Raw genomic sequence first — 15,804 nt, forward strand, 5'->3', positions numbered from 1 at the left:
CTTATCTGGATGCAATTCCATATCACACATGAGCTTAAGATAAGAAAATATCAATCGTTAATGGAAAAACCTATGCTATGTCCTAAATGCGGATCGTCTGAAGTAGAAAAACGGGATCACGAAAAAAGACTCAAGACCATTAGTGGTATTCTGCTCACCTCTGCTGGTGCAACCGCTGGAACAGTCGGTGGCGCGGCTACCGGAGCTTCAACTGGTGCAGCAATTGGCGCCGTTGCTGGGCCATTAGGGGTTATTTTTGGCGGCACAGTGGGAACTTTTGTCGGTGCCATTGCAGCAGGTGTGACTGGTGGTGTTTTAGGCAATATCTTCGGCAAAAAAGCTGGGGTGATTATCGATAAAAATGTGTTTTTAGATTACAAATGCCTGAAATGTAACCATCGCTTTAAAGAAAAAGAATAAGTCTTTAAGTACTCAAATTTTATCTCGTAATAAAAAAAGACCCTTCATTTGACGAATGGTCTTTTTTATATCTATAGAAATTTATGCAATCTTATCCAGAAAGTGTGCCCCTTAAACTTACTCTCTAAATTTAAAACAGATCAGTTTGCCTGTAGTTTTTTTACCACACTGCCCAAGCGTTTGCCCTGTTCTTCACACAAAACTTTTTCATCCTGACTCAGGCCCAAATCATGGCGCGGACCACTGACATGGCTGGCACCATACGGCGTCCCCCCCGATTTGGTATTGGATAATGCCGGATTGGCATTCGGCAAGCCCATAATCATCATGCCGTGATGGAACAATGGGGGGAGCATGCTTAGCAAGGTACTTTCCTGCCCGCCATGCATCGAACCTGATGAGGTAAAGACACAGGCAGGCTTTTGATGTAATGCCCCATTGAGCCACAGGCTGGTGGTCTGATCCCAGAAATATTTCATCTCACTGGCCATGTTGCCAAAACGAGTCGGCGAACCTAAAGCCAGACCTGAACAATTGGCCAAATCATCTAAACTACAGTAAATGTCTCCTTCAGCAGGAATACTCGGCTCAGCTTCCTTTACTACAGTCGATAAATTGGGCACTGTACGAATTTTTACAGCCATACCTGTAGATTCAATACCATTGGCAATCAAATACGCCATTTCTTTGGTCGAACCATATTTGCTGTAATATAAAACAAGGACATAAGGCTGCATAATTTTAATAAACAAAGTTAAAGATAAAAACTATACGGTATTTTTCCCATTTTTTGGTTAAGCTTGTTCATGAAAGTTCATAAAGATGATTAAAAAAATTGAGACTTTATAGTTATGTTAGAAAAGTATTTAAAAAAACTTCCTTTTTATGACGAGACCTGGTTTCAGTTTGTTTTATTTGTAATCAGACGTTTTGAAGCAGATCGTTGCCGTGATCAGGCCGCATCACTTACCTATACCACTCTGTTTGCAGTGGTACCCATGCTGACGGTTTTTCTGGTCATCATTTCTTCCATTAAAGCTCTGGAACCAGCACGACAACAATTACAACAACTGATTTATAGCAATTTTTTGCCCAAAACCACCATTGCTTTTGACAAGGCATTTAATGCCTTTACCGATAAATCCAGCAACCTGACTGTAATTGGTATCTTGTTCCTGTTTATCACCACCGTGATGATGCTTTCCAGTATCGAGACTGTATTTAACCGGATTTGGCGAGTGCAGGAAACACGCGGTGGCATCATCGGATTTATGCGCTACTGGACCATTATTTCACTCGGTCCGATCCTGCTAGGCAGTGCCTTTGTGATTTCCTCTACCGTTGCCTCATTAAATGTGCTGAGTGACAACTTTACTGGTTATGAAGTCAACGGCGAATTCGTCTTATGGCTCATTTCCTTTGCCCTGACCATTTTGGGTTTCTTTATTTTAAACTGGACCATCCCCAACCGTAGTGTGCCGATTAAAGCAGCCCTGATTGCAGGTGCATTCAGTGCAGTGGTGTTCGAATTATTAAAAGATTTATTCGGGCTGATCATGACCAATTTCACCAGTTATGAAATTGTTTATGGTGCATTCGCGGCGGTACCGATTTTCCTGTTATGGATTTTCCTGTCTTGGAATATTGTGCTGCTGGGAGTCGAAATCAGTTATGCCCTCACCGCATTTAATTCAGGTAAAGAGCAAAAGTATCATCCCGTGATCATGCTATTAGATTTGCTGGAGTTGTTTTATAAAAAGCAACAAAGTGGCGAAAGTGTTTCAGATGAAGAAGCCCTGGAGGTTTTGGGCCGTGATGAAATTGGACGCTGGCCAAGTTATGTGCTGATGCTGGAAAAACAAAATCTGGTGAAACGTACCGATGATGATGAATACATTCTCGCGCGCAATCTGGCTCAGGTCGATTTCTGGAGTTTTTATAAACAGTTGCCCTACCCACTTCCGCGCAGTAAAGATGTCGCCAATATCCGCCCTGATGATGAATGGATGCAAAAACTGGGGCCAGCTCTGGTTGAATCGGATGACTATCTGGCTGCAAAACTCTCCATTCCACTGTCGGCTATTTTTGAAAAGAAATAGCGTTAACTGACTTTGACGATGCTATAAAAAAGCCTTCACATATGAAGGCTTTTTTAATGACTACGCGGAGGTATTAGCAAACAAAAAAATCTGATCCAACCATGCAAACTGACTGTCATGTAAAAATTCAGAACTTTAAAAAAGGCTGTATCAAACACACTGCTGTCCCATAATTTGAATTTTATTTCAGTATGGAATCAATATGATGATATTTTAAATTTAAATATTTGATATTTAATTATATTTAATTTTTCACAGCCTTATCTTTACTTTAAAAGTTGAAGTGACTTTGTATAGACTAAACCCTACTTTTGACAGACCAAAAGTAGGCAAAAGTCTTTATTCCCCATACACGACTTCCTGTCGTGATGGGGAATGTGTGGCATCCTTGCCACACTCACAAATCTAACACCTGAAATTCAACTATGGGACAGTCAAACAGCCTTTTTACTCAGCTTTTTCGCTTATTGAACAAAGGTTTTCCAGACAAAATCCTGACTTTGACCTTGTAAAGTCATTTTCAATTGATCACCTGCTTTTAATGCCGCAACACCTGCTGGGGTACCGGTCATCACTACATCACCTTCTTCCAGGGTAAAGACCTGACTGATGTCGGCAAGTAAAGTTGCGATATCAAAAATCAGTAAAGATGTATCACCTTTTTGACGTAGCTCATCATTCACATACAAAGTGTAATGCACATCTTTCCAGTCTTTCACTTCTGAAAGCTCGACCCAGTCACCCAACAGACATGAACCGTCATAAGCTTTGGCACGCTCCCAAGGCTGACCTTTCTTTTTCAAGTCATCTTGCAAATCACGTAGCGTTAAATCCAGGCCTAAAGTTACCGCACCCACAGCTTCTAGCGCCTTAGCCGGATCGGTTTCCGCTTTTAAAGTACGGTCAATCCGCAGGCTGAGTTCACATTCATAGTGACAATTGCCCCAAACCGGATTCCAGGAAATTCCTTCTTGCAATGCCGCTAAAGCACTCGGTGGCTTGATAAATAAAACCGGACGATCAGGAATGGCATTGCCTAATTCTTTGGCATGGTCTGCATAGCTACGACCGACACAGACAATCTTTGATGGACGAGTATTCATGATCTTCCCTTTTATTTCATTGTTACGATATTTAAAGCTTATTTTTTGAAGGTATTTTCAAATACGGTTTGATCGGCCGATTGCTCAAAAGCACGTTTTGGCACAATCACCACGGTACGATTTTTCAATTCAATCATATAAGTCAGCTTGCCTACCGCAAAGTTTTGTACTTCGCTGTAGTTGAAAATTTGCTTACGGCCGTTGGCATAGATTTCTGCATAATCCTGAAATAATTCGATGCCCTGTTCACTTTTACCAAACTGATATTTCACAAATTGACGCTTAAACATCATCGGTAAAAACCAGTAACGCATCAGCAATTGTAAAATCAAAAAGAACGCGCCAAGTGCAACATAATAGCGGCCTACATCATTAAAGCCGAGGTAAAATCCCCAGACCATGATTCCGATACTCACCAGTGGCGTAATAAAACGGGTAATTTGCTTTTTACCAAAAGTCGCAAGGGCAAAACCATCTTGTGATTCTTCCAGGCTTAAGGAATAACGTAGCGATACTGCCGGCTTGGTTTCTGACATGATTGATCATCAAATTATTACAACAATTGTGCTAGATATTACACCAGATTCAACATTTTCCTTATCGTTTTTGCCCGCTTAAATCACATCAGGCAGTAATGCAGAATATAAAGTTTTAGCCGGATTGGGAGTGATCAATCTTCTATTTGATTTTAGGCTACGTTCCGATCATCTCAACAGTCTAGGAGATCTGTTTGATGCGGTCAGTGGAGAGCGACGCGAAATGTTAAAATAATAGATGGCAATACCGTAGTGGTATTAAAAAATTAAACAGAAAATGAAATAATTGTTTAACACATTTAATTTATTCTAGGCACAAAAAAACCGCAATTAAGCGGTTTTTTCCAGTTTTACATCTGTCGATGTGATCAAGTTGGTGCGCTCAGAGAGATTCGAACTCCCGACCCCTTAGTTCGTAGCCAAGTGCTCTATCCAGCTGAGCTATGAGCGCGACGTCTTGATGTGGTGCATTATACGCGTTTTTAACCCGCTGTTAAGTGCTTTTTAACAAATACACAATCAAGTGGACAGTTATTGGGCAAAACTGGACTTTTCATCTATTTTTTAAGCAAAAAGAGCTGATTTAGTGATTTATCACCGCATCTTTCCAATGTTGATTTTGAAGATCAACAACAAACACTGAATCTACAACATAGTTTAAATACAATGATCAGGAAACTTAGTTGATTGGTAAAAACAGTGGTGAAGCCGTTTAGAATATCGGCTGTGGGTCTAGAGTATTCTAATAACCACAGCAAAATATGTATGTAACTTTATAAAAATATTTATGGCAATAAAGAGAATTTTTTAATTTTCTCCTTTTTTTCTTGATAGGCTTGGGTATCAGCCACAATTAATTGTTCTCTTAAATTTTTATATTCTTCCCAATTGAATGGTGGAATTGTATTCGACGGATAAGGTTTTTGTTTATTACTTGAAGCATATACTTCATTTCCACAAATAAATTCATATGCTGCTTTTGCACCTAGTGCAAATAGTGCGGCTTTTTTCTCATCTGACATATTGAAATCCAGAATATTAAATGTATCTGATTCAGTAGGCTTAAATTTTTCTAATATTTTTTTCACCATATTATTCGATTTATTTTTATGATTTGACACATACTTCTGTGAAGTATCTATATAGCTAATCAATTGTTTGTAATCATCATTATTCAGCAAAAAAGTATAATCATGGGTATGAATCGTGGTTTTGACGAGCGCTGTTAAATAGTCGGATATACTGTCTATTGTTGAAGCTTTTTTTCTACTCATATCCAGTTTGATGCCAAATGTGGGGCATAAGGGAATGCAGTCGCGGGAATGAAAAACATCAATGGGAAAGTTAGAGATCACACCACCATCAACAAGATAAGCAACTTCAGGGAGACTCCCTTCAAAACCAGTTAGTACCTGCCAAAATTCTTCACGATTTTCAGGTATCTTATTGATACGGACAGGTTCAAAAAACAACGGAATGGACATAGAGGCCCTGACATAGTATTTGGGATGAATATCTAAGGGATTCTTCCAATATAAATACCCCATTTGAGGAAAAATAATTTTACTTTCAGTGGTAATATCTGATGCAATAATAGCCAACTTATTCTTTTTGAAACTATTTTCAAAGCGAATTTGATCAATGACCGGATATTTTCTTGTCGTGATTTCTCGGATTTTTAAATTTTTGTTCTCTAATTTTTTAAAAAGTTTAGCCGTCGTTGAAGCATTATTCCGATTTAAAATACCTTCTAACCAGTTTTCAAAGTACTGCCCTGGGTTAATACCCAGTTTATTTTTACTAAATTTTCCGAGAGTTAAAAGACCCAACAGTTTTGGAAACATGGCAAAAAATGGGTGATCTTTTTGCTCAATATCAGTCGCTAATTCTTGAGCCAGCACACCACCATCCACAAATTTTTTTAAATCCATTTTATTAAAAATAGCAAGCAGCTCTTCACTTTTTTTGTCAGATGATTGCCCTAAAGCTGCAAGAACTATCGCATTTATTGCCCCTGCTGAAGTTCCAGCTAAATTTAGAAAACGAACTCCAGCTTGTTCAAGCGTGTATGTATAACCGATTAAAGCAAGTCCCCACACCACACCTCCTTCCAATACTAAATCAATATATTGGTTACCTTGGTGATCGGTAATATCAGAGATTGGCTGCTCGGTAATTTTATTTCGAATTGAATTAATATAGCCATTTTGACCATGAATGTCTTGATCATCTTTGATTAACGCAAGTAGAGCCATATTCAAACCCTCACTATTATAATTTCTCGGACGTAAAACCTTTTTATTGAATGAATAAACTAAACCTAAATATAAAAAAACTCTATGTTTGAAACTCTTTCTGACAAATACAGTGAGGCATATTTTTAAAAATATTTAAGCAGCTTTAATGGGAAGCTATAACTAAATTTCAGACACAAAAAAACCGCAACATGTGCGGTTTTTTCCAGTTTTACATCTGTCGATGTGTTCAAGTTGGTGCGCTCAGAGAGATTCGAACTCCCGACCCCTTAGTTCGTAGCCAAGTGCTCTATCCAGCTGAGCTATGAGCGCGTACTTGAGTTGCTTTTCAGCATTCGTTACATTTACGTTTAACTTGATTGGTGCGCTCAGAGAGATTCGAACTCCCGACCCCTTAGTTCGTAGCCAAGTGCTCTATCCAGCTGAGCTATGAGCGCATTTCAAGTTATTCGTGGCGGTGAGAGAGGGATTCGAACCCTCGGTGGGCTTTAAGACCCACGCTCCCTTAGCAGGGGAGTACCTTCAGCCACTCGGCCACCTCACCGTAACGAGCCGCCATAATACAAATTAAAGTTAATTTCTTCAAGTCACATTTCAAAAATTTCTGATATTTTTGATCAATCAACTATTTTTTAAACAATTTTCGAGTTGAGCGCGTACTTTTCCCGGTTATTCGGCAGTTGTTACTGTGAAATATGCTGCTTCGCGTTAGAATTAGGACTGAAAAACACAATATTGCAATCATTTACGTGCAGTATCCTGCAGCATGACTTATGCTAATCCTATCTTCTGACATGAAGCCAAAGACATTATGAAAAATTGGGTCGACCCTGAAGCTAAGGCTGAAGCCGAACGTTATGACAATCCTATTCCAAGCCGTATTCTCATTTCAGAAACGATTGAAAAATTACAAGCACCACAATCTCATGCAGATTTAGTGGAATACTTTAATATTGCAGATGAAAGAAGTATAGAAGCACTCAGCCATCGTTTAAGTGCCATGGTACGCGATGGTCAGTTGATGAAAGATGGATTTAAGTTCCTACTCGCAACCAGCCAGCCAACTCATGAAGCCACCGTCTATATCAATTCCAAAGGTTTGGGCAGTGCCTCGATTGCAGATCATGATGACATTTTATTGCCGGAACGCGAGTTGCGTCTGGTGTTTAATGGTGACCGCATAAAAGTGCGCCAAACCTCGGTAGACCGTAAAGGTAAAGCTTGGGGTTTTATTACTGAGGTCGTACAACATCGGGTCAAACAGATTATTGGTAAAGTTGCGGTGTATGATGGCGAATACTTTATTCAGCCAGGCAATCCAAATGCCCATCAGCCAATTACTTTAGAAAAAGAACTGATTGAACACGCCCAAGTCAAAGTGGGTGATTCGGTTCGGGTGGCGATTGATGACTACCCGACCCGGGAAGAATTGCCGACAGGACACATCGTGCAATCCATGGCGGATAAAGCCGATACCGAAATCATTATTCCGCAAACCATTTTAGAATTTGGTTTGCCGTATGAGTTTCCCGAAGAAGTGCTTCGCGATGCCGAACACTTTAAAGAACCAAACCAACAGGATCGCGAAGGCCGTATCGATTTACGTGACTTAGCCCTAGTCACCATTGATGGTGAAGATGCCCGCGACTTTGATGATGCAGTCTATGCAGAAAAACGCCCAGGTGGTGGTTACCGCGTGGTGGTAGCAATTGCTGACGTGAGCCATTATGTACGTAATGACAAACCGCTGGATGATGAAGCAAAAGAACGTGGGACTTCGGTGTATTTCCCGCACTTTGTGCTACCGATGTTGCCGGAAGCCTTATCCAATGGCTTGTGCTCGCTGAATCCACATGTCGACCGCCTATGTATGGTTTGTGATTTGACCTTGTCCCGCGCAGGTAAAGTGACTGGCTTCCAGTTCTATCCATCGGTGATGCATTCAAAAGCACGCTTAACCTATACTCAGGTGGCACAATATTTTGATGGCGAAAGCGATGCGATTCCTGAAGACCGTAGTGTGCACAAGTCGTTGAATACCCTATTCCAGCTCTATCAGACCCTCAAAGGTTTGCGTGCTGAACGTCATGCCATGGAATTCGAAACCGTCGAAACCTACATGACCTTTGACGAACTCGGTGGAATCAAGGAAATTTTGCCGCGTTCACGTAATGAAGCGCACAAACTGATTGAAGAATGTATGTTGCTGGCCAACGTTGCAGCAGCAGAATATGCCTTGGAAAATGACATTCCTATGTTGTACCGTGTGCATGAGCCACCTGAATTTTCACGTATCCAGAAAGTACGCGAGTATGTGAAATTACTGGGCTTGCCCTTCCCTGAACAGCCAACGCAAAAAGATTATCAAGCGGTGATTGAAGCCACCAAAGACCGTATTGATGCACCAAGCATTCATGCGGTATTGTTACGTTCGATGATGCAGGCCTATTACGGCGCAAACAATGCCGGACATTTTGGTTTGGCTTATGATGCCTATACACATTTCACTTCACCAATTCGTCGCTACCCTGACCTGTTGTTACACCGTGCCATCAAAGCACATTTAAAACAAAAGCCTTTCGCGCTTTCGGGCGCAGCTTTAGATGATGCTGGCGAGCATTTCTCGCAAACGGAACGCCGTGCCGATGAAGCATCACGTTCGGTTACCACCTGGTTGAAATGTCACTATATGCAGCAGCATTTAGGTGAAGAATTCGTCGGCATCATCAGTGCCGTGGCTGAGTTTGGCCTGTTCGTGACCTTAAAAGACTTGTATGTCGATGGCATGGTTCACGTCAGCCAACTGGGCGATGACTTCTTTGTTTATGACCAAGCCAGCCAAAGCCTGGTCGGTCAAAACCGAGGTCAAACCTTTAGCTTGGGCGATGAAGTCAAAATTAAAGTGGCAGCAGTGAATCTGGAAGATCGCAAGATTGATTTTCAATTGTTGCAACAGCTGACCCATGCCGGCCGTGCGATTCGAAGCCGTGCGCCACGTGTGGCCAAGACAACGACAGAAGAAGTCTTTAACCCACGTGCTAAGGCCGTGGTGAGTGAAGATGGTGAACAGCCAATTCGCAAGAAAAAGCCAAAAACCAAATCAGCTGATTTGGCTAAAAAGTCAGATAAAAAATCTTCAGCCAAGGCAGATGCCAAAGCCAAAGATAAGCTGAAGAAAAAATCGAAGCCGAAAAAGAAAAAGTCGAATGCGAAAGCTAAGATAGAATAATTTTTCGATAAAGGCCCTACTTCGGTAGGGCTTTTTATTGAGTCTGATCTGTAAAGTATTTACCGACTGAAAAATAATAGCCCTTGATTTACCCTTCTCTAAGCCTTACATCTACTATTAACTTTATAAATGATATGGCGTATAGAAATGACTTTAGAAAAGGCGACCTTGCCCGTTCCACAATTTGACCAGATTCAACTGGCCGATTTAAAACAACAGATTGAACAAGCCATTCAACAAGGACAAAATTTTCTCAAGGATTTAACCGCAGTACCGGATGATGCTCAGGCACAGCTGAATATTCTGGAACAGGTCGATACGCTGGAAAACAACATGAGTGAAGCTTGGGGTGTATTGTCACACCTCAACGCCGTAATGAATAACACAGAAACACGTGAACTTTATCAATCCCTGCTTCCAGCATTAAGTGAATACTATACCCAGCTGGGTCAACATACAGTGCTGTATCAAACCTATCAGCATGTGCATGACTCATCCATATTTAGTACCCTGATTGCAGCACAACGAAGTGCAATTAAACTGGCGCTACGTGATTTCAAACTTTCCGGTGTGGCTTTAGAAGGTGAAGCGAAAAAACGCTATGCAGAAATTTCTGCACGTTTGTCGCAGCTTTCTTCCGACTTCTCTAACCATGTCCTCGATGCTACCCAAATCTACTTCAAACCTCTGACAGAAGAACAACTCAAAGGCTTACCGCAAAGCAGCATTGATCTGCTCAAACAATATGGTCAGCAACGTGAACTGGATCAGCCAGTTGCGACTTTAGACATTCCGGCTTATCTGGCCATCATGACCTATGCTGATGACCGTGGCTTGCGTGAAGAGCTGTATAAAGCCTATACCACACGTGCTTCCGACCTGTCTGAACATCCTGAATTTGACAATACCCAGGTGATGGAGGAAATCTTAAGTCTGCGTCATGAAATGGCACAGTTATTAGGTTTTGCTAATTTTGCCGAGCTATCGCTGGCCAGCAAAATGGCACCCGATGTCGAAACTGTAGATAAGTTTCTGGTTGATCTGGCTGAACATGCACGAGTACCTGCCAGCAAAGAGATTGCTGAATTAAAAACCATTGCTATTCAGGACGGCATTCTCGAGTTACAACCTTGGGACACTGGCTACTATTCTGAAAAATTGAAACTGCAACAATTCAATTTATCACAGGAATCCCTCAAACCATATTTCCCTGCACCGAAAATCCTGCAAGGCCTGTTCAGCATTGTGAACCGTCTATATGGCATCAACATTATGGAACGTGAAGCACCGGTCTGGCATCCCGATGCACGCTATTTTGAACTGGAAGATCAAGGCAGCGTAGTCGGTGGCTTCTACCTCGATCTTTACGCACGCAGTGGCAAACGCAGTGGTGCCTGGATGAGCGGTTTCCGTTCACGCATGCAAACCAAAGATGGCTTACAAAAACCGATTTGCTACATGGTCTGCAACTTCACCCCTGCGGTTGGTCATCAGCCGGCGCTACTCACTCACGATGAAGTGAATACCCTGTTCCATGAATTTGGCCATGGTCTGCATCATCTGTTGACCGAAGTTGATCATATTGCGGTTGCAGGGACTCATGGGGTCGATTGGGATGCAGTCGAGCTTCCTAGCCAGTTTATGGAGTTCTGGACCTGGGATAGCGACAGTCTCGATCTGCTCAGTGAACACATCGAAACCAAACAGCATTTGCCAGAAGATTTGCTTAAATCCTTATTGGATGCCCGTTTCTTCCAGTCCGGCATGCAAACTTTGCGTCAAATCGAATTTGCCCTGTTTGACCTGTCTATTCACAAGCACAGTTCTGCTTTAAATGCCGAGCAGGTGCAAGCGACGCTGGATGAAATCCGTCAAAAATATGCTGTGGCACCAACAGCAAGTTATAACCGTTTTCAACATAGCTTTAGCCATATTTTTGCTGGAGGCTATGCCGCAGGTTATTACTCTTACAAATGGGCCGAAGTTTTGGCCAGTGATGCCTTCGACCGTTTCGAACAGGAAGGTATTTTTAATGTTCAGACCGGAAAAGAATTTCGTCAGTTTATTCTAGCAGTTGGCGGAAAAGATACAGCACTTGACGCGTTTATCAATTTCCGCGGACGCGAGCCAAAAATAGATGCGTTATTACGTCATCAAGGTTGGACGCAGCCCTCTAAAAACGCTTAAACTAGGGATCTAAGATTGTTCAGAAGGTTAGGATGATGACTATCAAACGTCGTTTCATTGCAGGTGCTAAATGTCCAAAATGTGAAGCGCTAGATCGGGTTGTCATGCTAACTTCTGGCGACGATGAATGGATTGAATGTATCGACTGTGGCTATAACGAAAATCGGCCAACGCATGTCGATGAACCACAAATGCCGGAACTGCCGGATGAGATTGGTGTCATTCAGTTCAAACCACGTCAGCCTAAATAAAAACAGGTTCACTATGACATTAGATCAAAGAAATAGCCCAAAACTTTTATTGGGCATTACTGGGGGACTGGTTGCAATCATTGTGCTTTTTTTGGCATATCAATGGTTTTTTGCAACTTCAAACGAAACACTGCCTGAACATGAAGGAGCCAGCTTGACCGCTCCTGTAAAACCGGCACCACCTACTACCGCAGAACCGCAAGCTGCTGCTAATAGCGATCCAGAAACCATTCAACTGGTGGATGAAAAAATTCTGAAAGCACCAGTTTCAGAAAATGCTTCTTTGGCCAAAGAAGAAGTGGCCAAACTGGACGATATCCAGAACCAGCTCCATGAGCAAGAAAGCATGCTGAAAGCACAACATACCGATGCCGACGAGCTGATTGCCCTCAAACAAGAACAGATTAAATTACTTGAAGCGCAACTGGCTCAAAAACAATCATTATAATGCGTGAAATTTCAGCTAAAATATTGACACATATTTTAGCTGAATTTGTTTGATGCCCATCCCAAGAAGCAACCTTAATTTAATCAAGGCACTCAGCTTTCTCACCTGCTCTGCTTTTCTGTTTTCCCTGATGGGCGTATGTATCCGTTATGCGTCGCACAGCGTAGACAATCCCACCATTGTTTTTTTCCGCAATTTTGTCGGTCTGTTTATTTTTCTGCCCCTGATTTTTAGCAAAGGCATTGGATTTTTTAAGACCGAAAAAATCTGGATGCATAGCTGGCGTGCCGTGGTTGGGCTCATTGCCATGTATGGTTTCTTTTACGCCATTGCCCATTTAAAACTCTCCAATGCCATGGTGTTTACCTATTCTTCTCCAATTTTTATTCCGCTGATTGCCTGGTTATTCCTGAAAGAAAAAATCACCAAATCCATGCTGCTCGCGGCAGCCATTGGTCTGACCGGGGTGATATTTGTAGCCAAGCCAGATGCAGGCATGTTTAACCAGATGTCAGTGATTGGTCTGGGGGCAAGCTTCTTGGCGGCCATGGCCTTTGTGACAGTACGTGCACTCACCAGTACCGAATCGCCAGAGAAAATCGTGTTTTATTTCTGCTTTATAGGCACTCTCATTTCCATGATTCCGATGTTCTGGCTATGGCGTCCCTATACTTGGACTGAACTGGGTTTCTTGATTGGCGCGGGTCTGCTTGCCAATATCAGCCAGATTTTTATGTCCAATGCCTATAAACTCGCCCCTGCCGGACAAATTGGCCCAGTGAATTATATTGCGATTATTTTTGCCGGGATCTGGGGTTTTATATTCTGGCAAGAAACCCCTGATCATTATAGTTTGATGGGCTTCGGGCTGATTTTGAGTGCTATTATTCTCTGTAGTCCCTTAATTCAAAAGCGCTCAGCTTAATCATTCAGGTAGATCTTCCAAATATAAGTAAGGCATAAAAAAACACCCGAAGGTGCTTTTTTTATTCAGTTAAAATTAATGATACCAGCCGAACAGTTTAAAAATATACGGCGCATAAGTCACAATCAGCAAGGATGGGAACAGCACCATAATCGGCAATAACCAGCGCTCATAGCGGTAATAGAACTTGGTATATTTGGCCTTTGCTTCTGCATCAGCAGCACGAACCTCATCATCACCCACCGACATTCGGGTCAGGAGATGATTCAGCGCCACTGGCGGAGTCACATAACCCAACTCAAATGCGACCAGTACAATCATCCAGAAATGAATTGGATGAATACCATTTTCATAGGCTACGGGTGCAATGGTTGCAGCCACCAGAATGACCGCGCCAAACGGGTCGGTAGTCATACCGACAATCGCCAGCAACAGTGCAATAAAGGCCAGTGAAATATAGATATTACCCAAATGCGTTGGTAACAATTCAACCACTTCACTACGTTCAATCAGACCGCCTACACTTGCAGACAAGGCCATCAAGATAATCAGCGCACCAATATGTCCAACGGTTTCTGCCGAAGCAAACCACATTGAATGGGCAAAGCCACGTGACTTTTCTCCCCCGTGCGGTGTATGTTCACGCATAAAGGCCGATTGTTTTTCATGTTCCAGTGTTAAAGCAGCATGACGGTCTGGTGGTGTCACAAATCGGTCACCCCACCATTTATCAAACATAATATAAACAATCAGAATGATCGGCAGAATCACTGGTGCAGTGAATTCATCCATCTGGGTATCCAGACCCACCGTATACATTGCAATCACGGCAATGGTGATCACGATATAAGGAATAACCGGCACAATGGCTTTTAACATGCCCGGCACTGCCACTTTAGGTGAATTCACACGGAAACGTGTTTCCGCAAGATACAGCGATACACCCAGGAAGATTAAAGCAGTCAGCCAGAATACATAGATACCATGATTAAACAGTTCATCTGAAGTCACATGACGGCTGTCAAGCATCGAAATTAGGATCACCAGCAAGCATGGACGAATCACCACACCTAATGAGCCGGACATGGCTGAAACGGCCAAGGCATATTGACGGCGAGAACCGGAATTCCACACTTCCTTGTAAATAATTGCACCTGCCGCCACAACGAAGATCCCTGATGCGCCGGTATAAGCGGTTGGAATAGCAGCAGCAATCAAAATCAGCCAGGTCAGTGTTTCAGGTGCCAAATTCCACGGACGTAAAATACCGAGGAATAAATCCATCACCCGGGTTTGGGTCAGTAACATACCCGCCCAGATAAACAGTGCCAGATTTAAGAAAATACCGGAGAATTCCACCAGAATTCCAAGGTAAATCCCTTGCCCCATTGGATAATCCATGACGAAGGTAAAAACAATACCGGTTAGCAATGCCATGTAGGCATACAGAGGCACACTCAATAAAGCCAGACCCAGATTGCCTTTGCCTTCCTGCTTGGCTACAGGTGGTTTAAATAGTTGTAGCAGACTGATCAGGGTCAAAGTAATAAATAGGAAAATCCACAGCCAGTAAACAGTCAGTGTTTCGTAAGTCGACGTCACACCTGAATTGATAATCGAGTGATATTGACTGAATACCGATGCAGTCAGCAGACCATTACCCAATGCCATAAACAGGGCATAAACGCGATAATCCAGCTTGGTGGTTGGCGCACGCAAACCAATATGGTGAAACTTCACTGAAGCAGTAATTGCAGCAACCACAACCATCAGCAATAAAATAATCACACGGTTTTCAGTACCAAATTTAAAGACACCAAAGAATGAGGTTTCAAGGGTACGGTAACTTCTTATCGTTGGATGATCATCCATATATTTAATGGCTTTGTCATAGAACTGATACTTTTCCTGACATTGTTGTTGTCCTGCCATAACCGAAGCCCGTACATCTGCTTCTGAGGTAGTACCGAAAATATCGGCAAACTCATCATTGGCATTGGCTTTCATTTGCTTTTGTACTTGCGCATCAATATCCGGATGTAAATCACAGCTTGGTTTGGCGGGTTCTGCACGTAAAAAAGAATATTGCATGCCAATGTCTTCATTGCCATACAAACGTTCACCCACACGTAATAGCTGTCCATGAATCATCTCACCGGTACCGATGATGAGGGTAAGCAAAAGCAGTAAGAGAATGACAAAAGTCGAAATCCACTCTGTCCATATATAACGTAACAGACCTAATCCTGATCTGTTGTTTTCATCATTTTGCATGTGCATTCCTATTTTTTTATTTTGGCCATTACACGGGGTTTAGCAATGCCAATCTTCTTTATGAATAGAAAAGATCC

Annotated in this window: 12 protein-coding genes and 4 tRNA genes; 7 read left to right on the top strand and 9 right to left on the bottom strand. The window is 42.3% G+C overall.

Annotated elements, in window-relative coordinates; translation table 11 throughout:
* Nucleotides 1-60 precede the first annotated feature (60 nt).
* A complete protein-coding gene (locus B9T29_RS02550; protein ID WP_086174428.1) occupies nucleotides 61-420 on the top strand; it encodes a hypothetical protein in 360 nt (119 codons plus the stop codon).
* Nucleotides 421-560: 140 nt separating this feature from the next.
* Here the strand turns inward: B9T29_RS02550 and wrbA are convergent, their stop codons facing one another.
* Nucleotides 561-1,157: an NAD(P)H:quinone oxidoreductase gene (gene wrbA / locus B9T29_RS02555; protein WP_086174429.1), complete on the bottom strand. Its 597-nt coding sequence runs from the start codon at nucleotides 1,155-1,157 to the stop codon at nucleotides 561-563.
* A gap of 114 nt (nucleotides 1,158-1,271) precedes the next feature.
* Here wrbA and B9T29_RS02560 point away from each other — a divergent pair, with 114 nt between their 5' ends.
* Entirely contained in the window at nucleotides 1,272-2,519 is a 1,248-nt protein-coding gene (locus B9T29_RS02560) for a YihY family inner membrane protein (protein WP_086174430.1), read from the top strand.
* A gap of 464 nt (nucleotides 2,520-2,983) precedes the next feature.
* Here B9T29_RS02560 and B9T29_RS02565 read toward each other — a convergent pair whose 3' ends face one another.
* From B9T29_RS02565 to B9T29_RS02595, 7 genes are all read right to left on the bottom strand, one after another.
* The gene (locus B9T29_RS02565) at nucleotides 2,984-3,622 is read right to left on the bottom strand and encodes a fumarylacetoacetate hydrolase family protein (protein WP_086174431.1); all 639 of its coding nucleotides are present in this window, start codon (nucleotides 3,620-3,622) and stop codon (nucleotides 2,984-2,986) included.
* Between the two features lie 38 nt (nucleotides 3,623-3,660).
* A complete protein-coding gene (locus B9T29_RS02570; protein WP_086174432.1) occupies nucleotides 3,661-4,158 on the bottom strand; it encodes a YcxB family protein in 498 nt (165 codons plus the stop codon).
* Nucleotides 4,159-4,532: 374 nt separating this feature from the next.
* A tRNA-Arg gene (locus B9T29_RS02575) sits at nucleotides 4,533-4,609 on the bottom strand.
* Nucleotides 4,610-4,943: 334 nt separating this feature from the next.
* Complete coding sequence (locus B9T29_RS02580) at nucleotides 4,944-6,413, bottom strand: patatin-like phospholipase family protein (protein WP_086174433.1); 1,470 nt, start codon at nucleotides 6,411-6,413, stop codon at nucleotides 4,944-4,946.
* Between the two features lie 235 nt (nucleotides 6,414-6,648).
* Nucleotides 6,649-6,725, bottom strand: a tRNA-Arg gene (locus tag B9T29_RS02585).
* A gap of 48 nt (nucleotides 6,726-6,773) precedes the next feature.
* Nucleotides 6,774-6,850: transfer RNA gene (locus tag B9T29_RS02590), tRNA-Arg, on the bottom strand.
* 15 nt (nucleotides 6,851-6,865) lie between these two features.
* Nucleotides 6,866-6,957 (bottom strand) — tRNA-Ser (locus tag B9T29_RS02595).
* Between the two features lie 264 nt (nucleotides 6,958-7,221).
* On the opposite strand from B9T29_RS02595, the gene rnr reads away from it, so the two are divergent.
* The 5 genes from rnr (at nucleotide 7,222) to B9T29_RS02620 (ending at nucleotide 13,453) form a co-directional block, all read left to right on the top strand.
* Nucleotides 7,222-9,642, top strand: coding sequence for a ribonuclease R (rnr, locus tag B9T29_RS02600; RefSeq protein ID WP_213033293.1), 2,421 nt, complete (start codon nucleotides 7,222-7,224; stop codon nucleotides 9,640-9,642).
* Nucleotides 9,643-9,774: 132 nt separating this feature from the next.
* Nucleotides 9,775-11,829: a M3 family metallopeptidase gene (locus B9T29_RS02605; protein WP_171263965.1), complete on the top strand. Its 2,055-nt coding sequence runs from the start codon at nucleotides 9,775-9,777 to the stop codon at nucleotides 11,827-11,829.
* Between the two features lie 41 nt (nucleotides 11,830-11,870).
* Entirely contained in the window at nucleotides 11,871-12,080 is a 210-nt protein-coding gene (locus B9T29_RS02610) for a YheV family putative zinc ribbon protein (protein ID WP_171263966.1), read from the top strand.
* A gap of 13 nt (nucleotides 12,081-12,093) precedes the next feature.
* Nucleotides 12,094-12,528, top strand: coding sequence for a hypothetical protein (locus B9T29_RS02615; RefSeq protein ID WP_086174437.1), 435 nt, complete (start codon nucleotides 12,094-12,096; stop codon nucleotides 12,526-12,528).
* Nucleotides 12,529-12,580: 52 nt separating this feature from the next.
* Nucleotides 12,581-13,453 carry a DMT family transporter gene (locus B9T29_RS02620; RefSeq protein ID WP_086174438.1) on the top strand — a complete coding sequence of 291 codons (873 nt, stop codon included), beginning with the start codon at nucleotides 12,581-12,583 and terminating at the stop codon, nucleotides 13,451-13,453.
* A gap of 75 nt (nucleotides 13,454-13,528) precedes the next feature.
* Here B9T29_RS02620 and B9T29_RS02625 read toward each other — a convergent pair whose 3' ends face one another.
* Nucleotides 13,529-15,727: a TRAP transporter large permease subunit gene (locus B9T29_RS02625; RefSeq protein ID WP_086174439.1), complete on the bottom strand. Its 2,199-nt coding sequence runs from the start codon at nucleotides 15,725-15,727 to the stop codon at nucleotides 13,529-13,531.
* Nucleotides 15,728-15,804: the final 77 nt, after the last annotated feature.

The sequence above is a fragment of the Acinetobacter sp. ANC 3903 genome (assembly GCF_002135315.1).
In the GTDB taxonomy this organism is placed as follows: Bacteria; Pseudomonadota; Gammaproteobacteria; order Pseudomonadales; family Moraxellaceae; genus Acinetobacter.

Bases quoted from the DNA above. Each gene is read 5' to 3' on its own strand.
- B9T29_RS02550 (WP_086174428.1), top strand. From the start codon at position 61: ATGGAAAAACCTATGCTATGTCCTAAATGCGGATCGTCTGAAGTAGAA.
- wrbA (WP_086174429.1), bottom strand. From the start codon at position 1,157: ATGCAGCCTTATGTCCTTGTTTTATATTACAGCAAATATGGTTCGACC.
- B9T29_RS02560 (WP_086174430.1), top strand. From the start codon at position 1,272: ATGTTAGAAAAGTATTTAAAAAAACTTCCTTTTTATGACGAGACCTGG.
- B9T29_RS02565 (WP_086174431.1), bottom strand. From the start codon at position 3,622: ATGAATACTCGTCCATCAAAGATTGTCTGTGTCGGTCGTAGCTATGCA.
- B9T29_RS02570 (WP_086174432.1), bottom strand. From the start codon at position 4,158: ATGTCAGAAACCAAGCCGGCAGTATCGCTACGTTATTCCTTAAGCCTG.
- B9T29_RS02580 (WP_086174433.1), bottom strand. From the start codon at position 6,413: ATGGCTCTACTTGCGTTAATCAAAGATGATCAAGACATTCATGGTCAA.
- B9T29_RS02615 (WP_086174437.1), top strand. From the start codon at position 12,094: ATGACATTAGATCAAAGAAATAGCCCAAAACTTTTATTGGGCATTACT.
- B9T29_RS02620 (WP_086174438.1), top strand. From the start codon at position 12,581: ATGCCCATCCCAAGAAGCAACCTTAATTTAATCAAGGCACTCAGCTTT.
- B9T29_RS02625 (WP_086174439.1), bottom strand. From the start codon at position 15,727: ATGCAAAATGATGAAAACAACAGATCAGGATTAGGTCTGTTACGTTAT.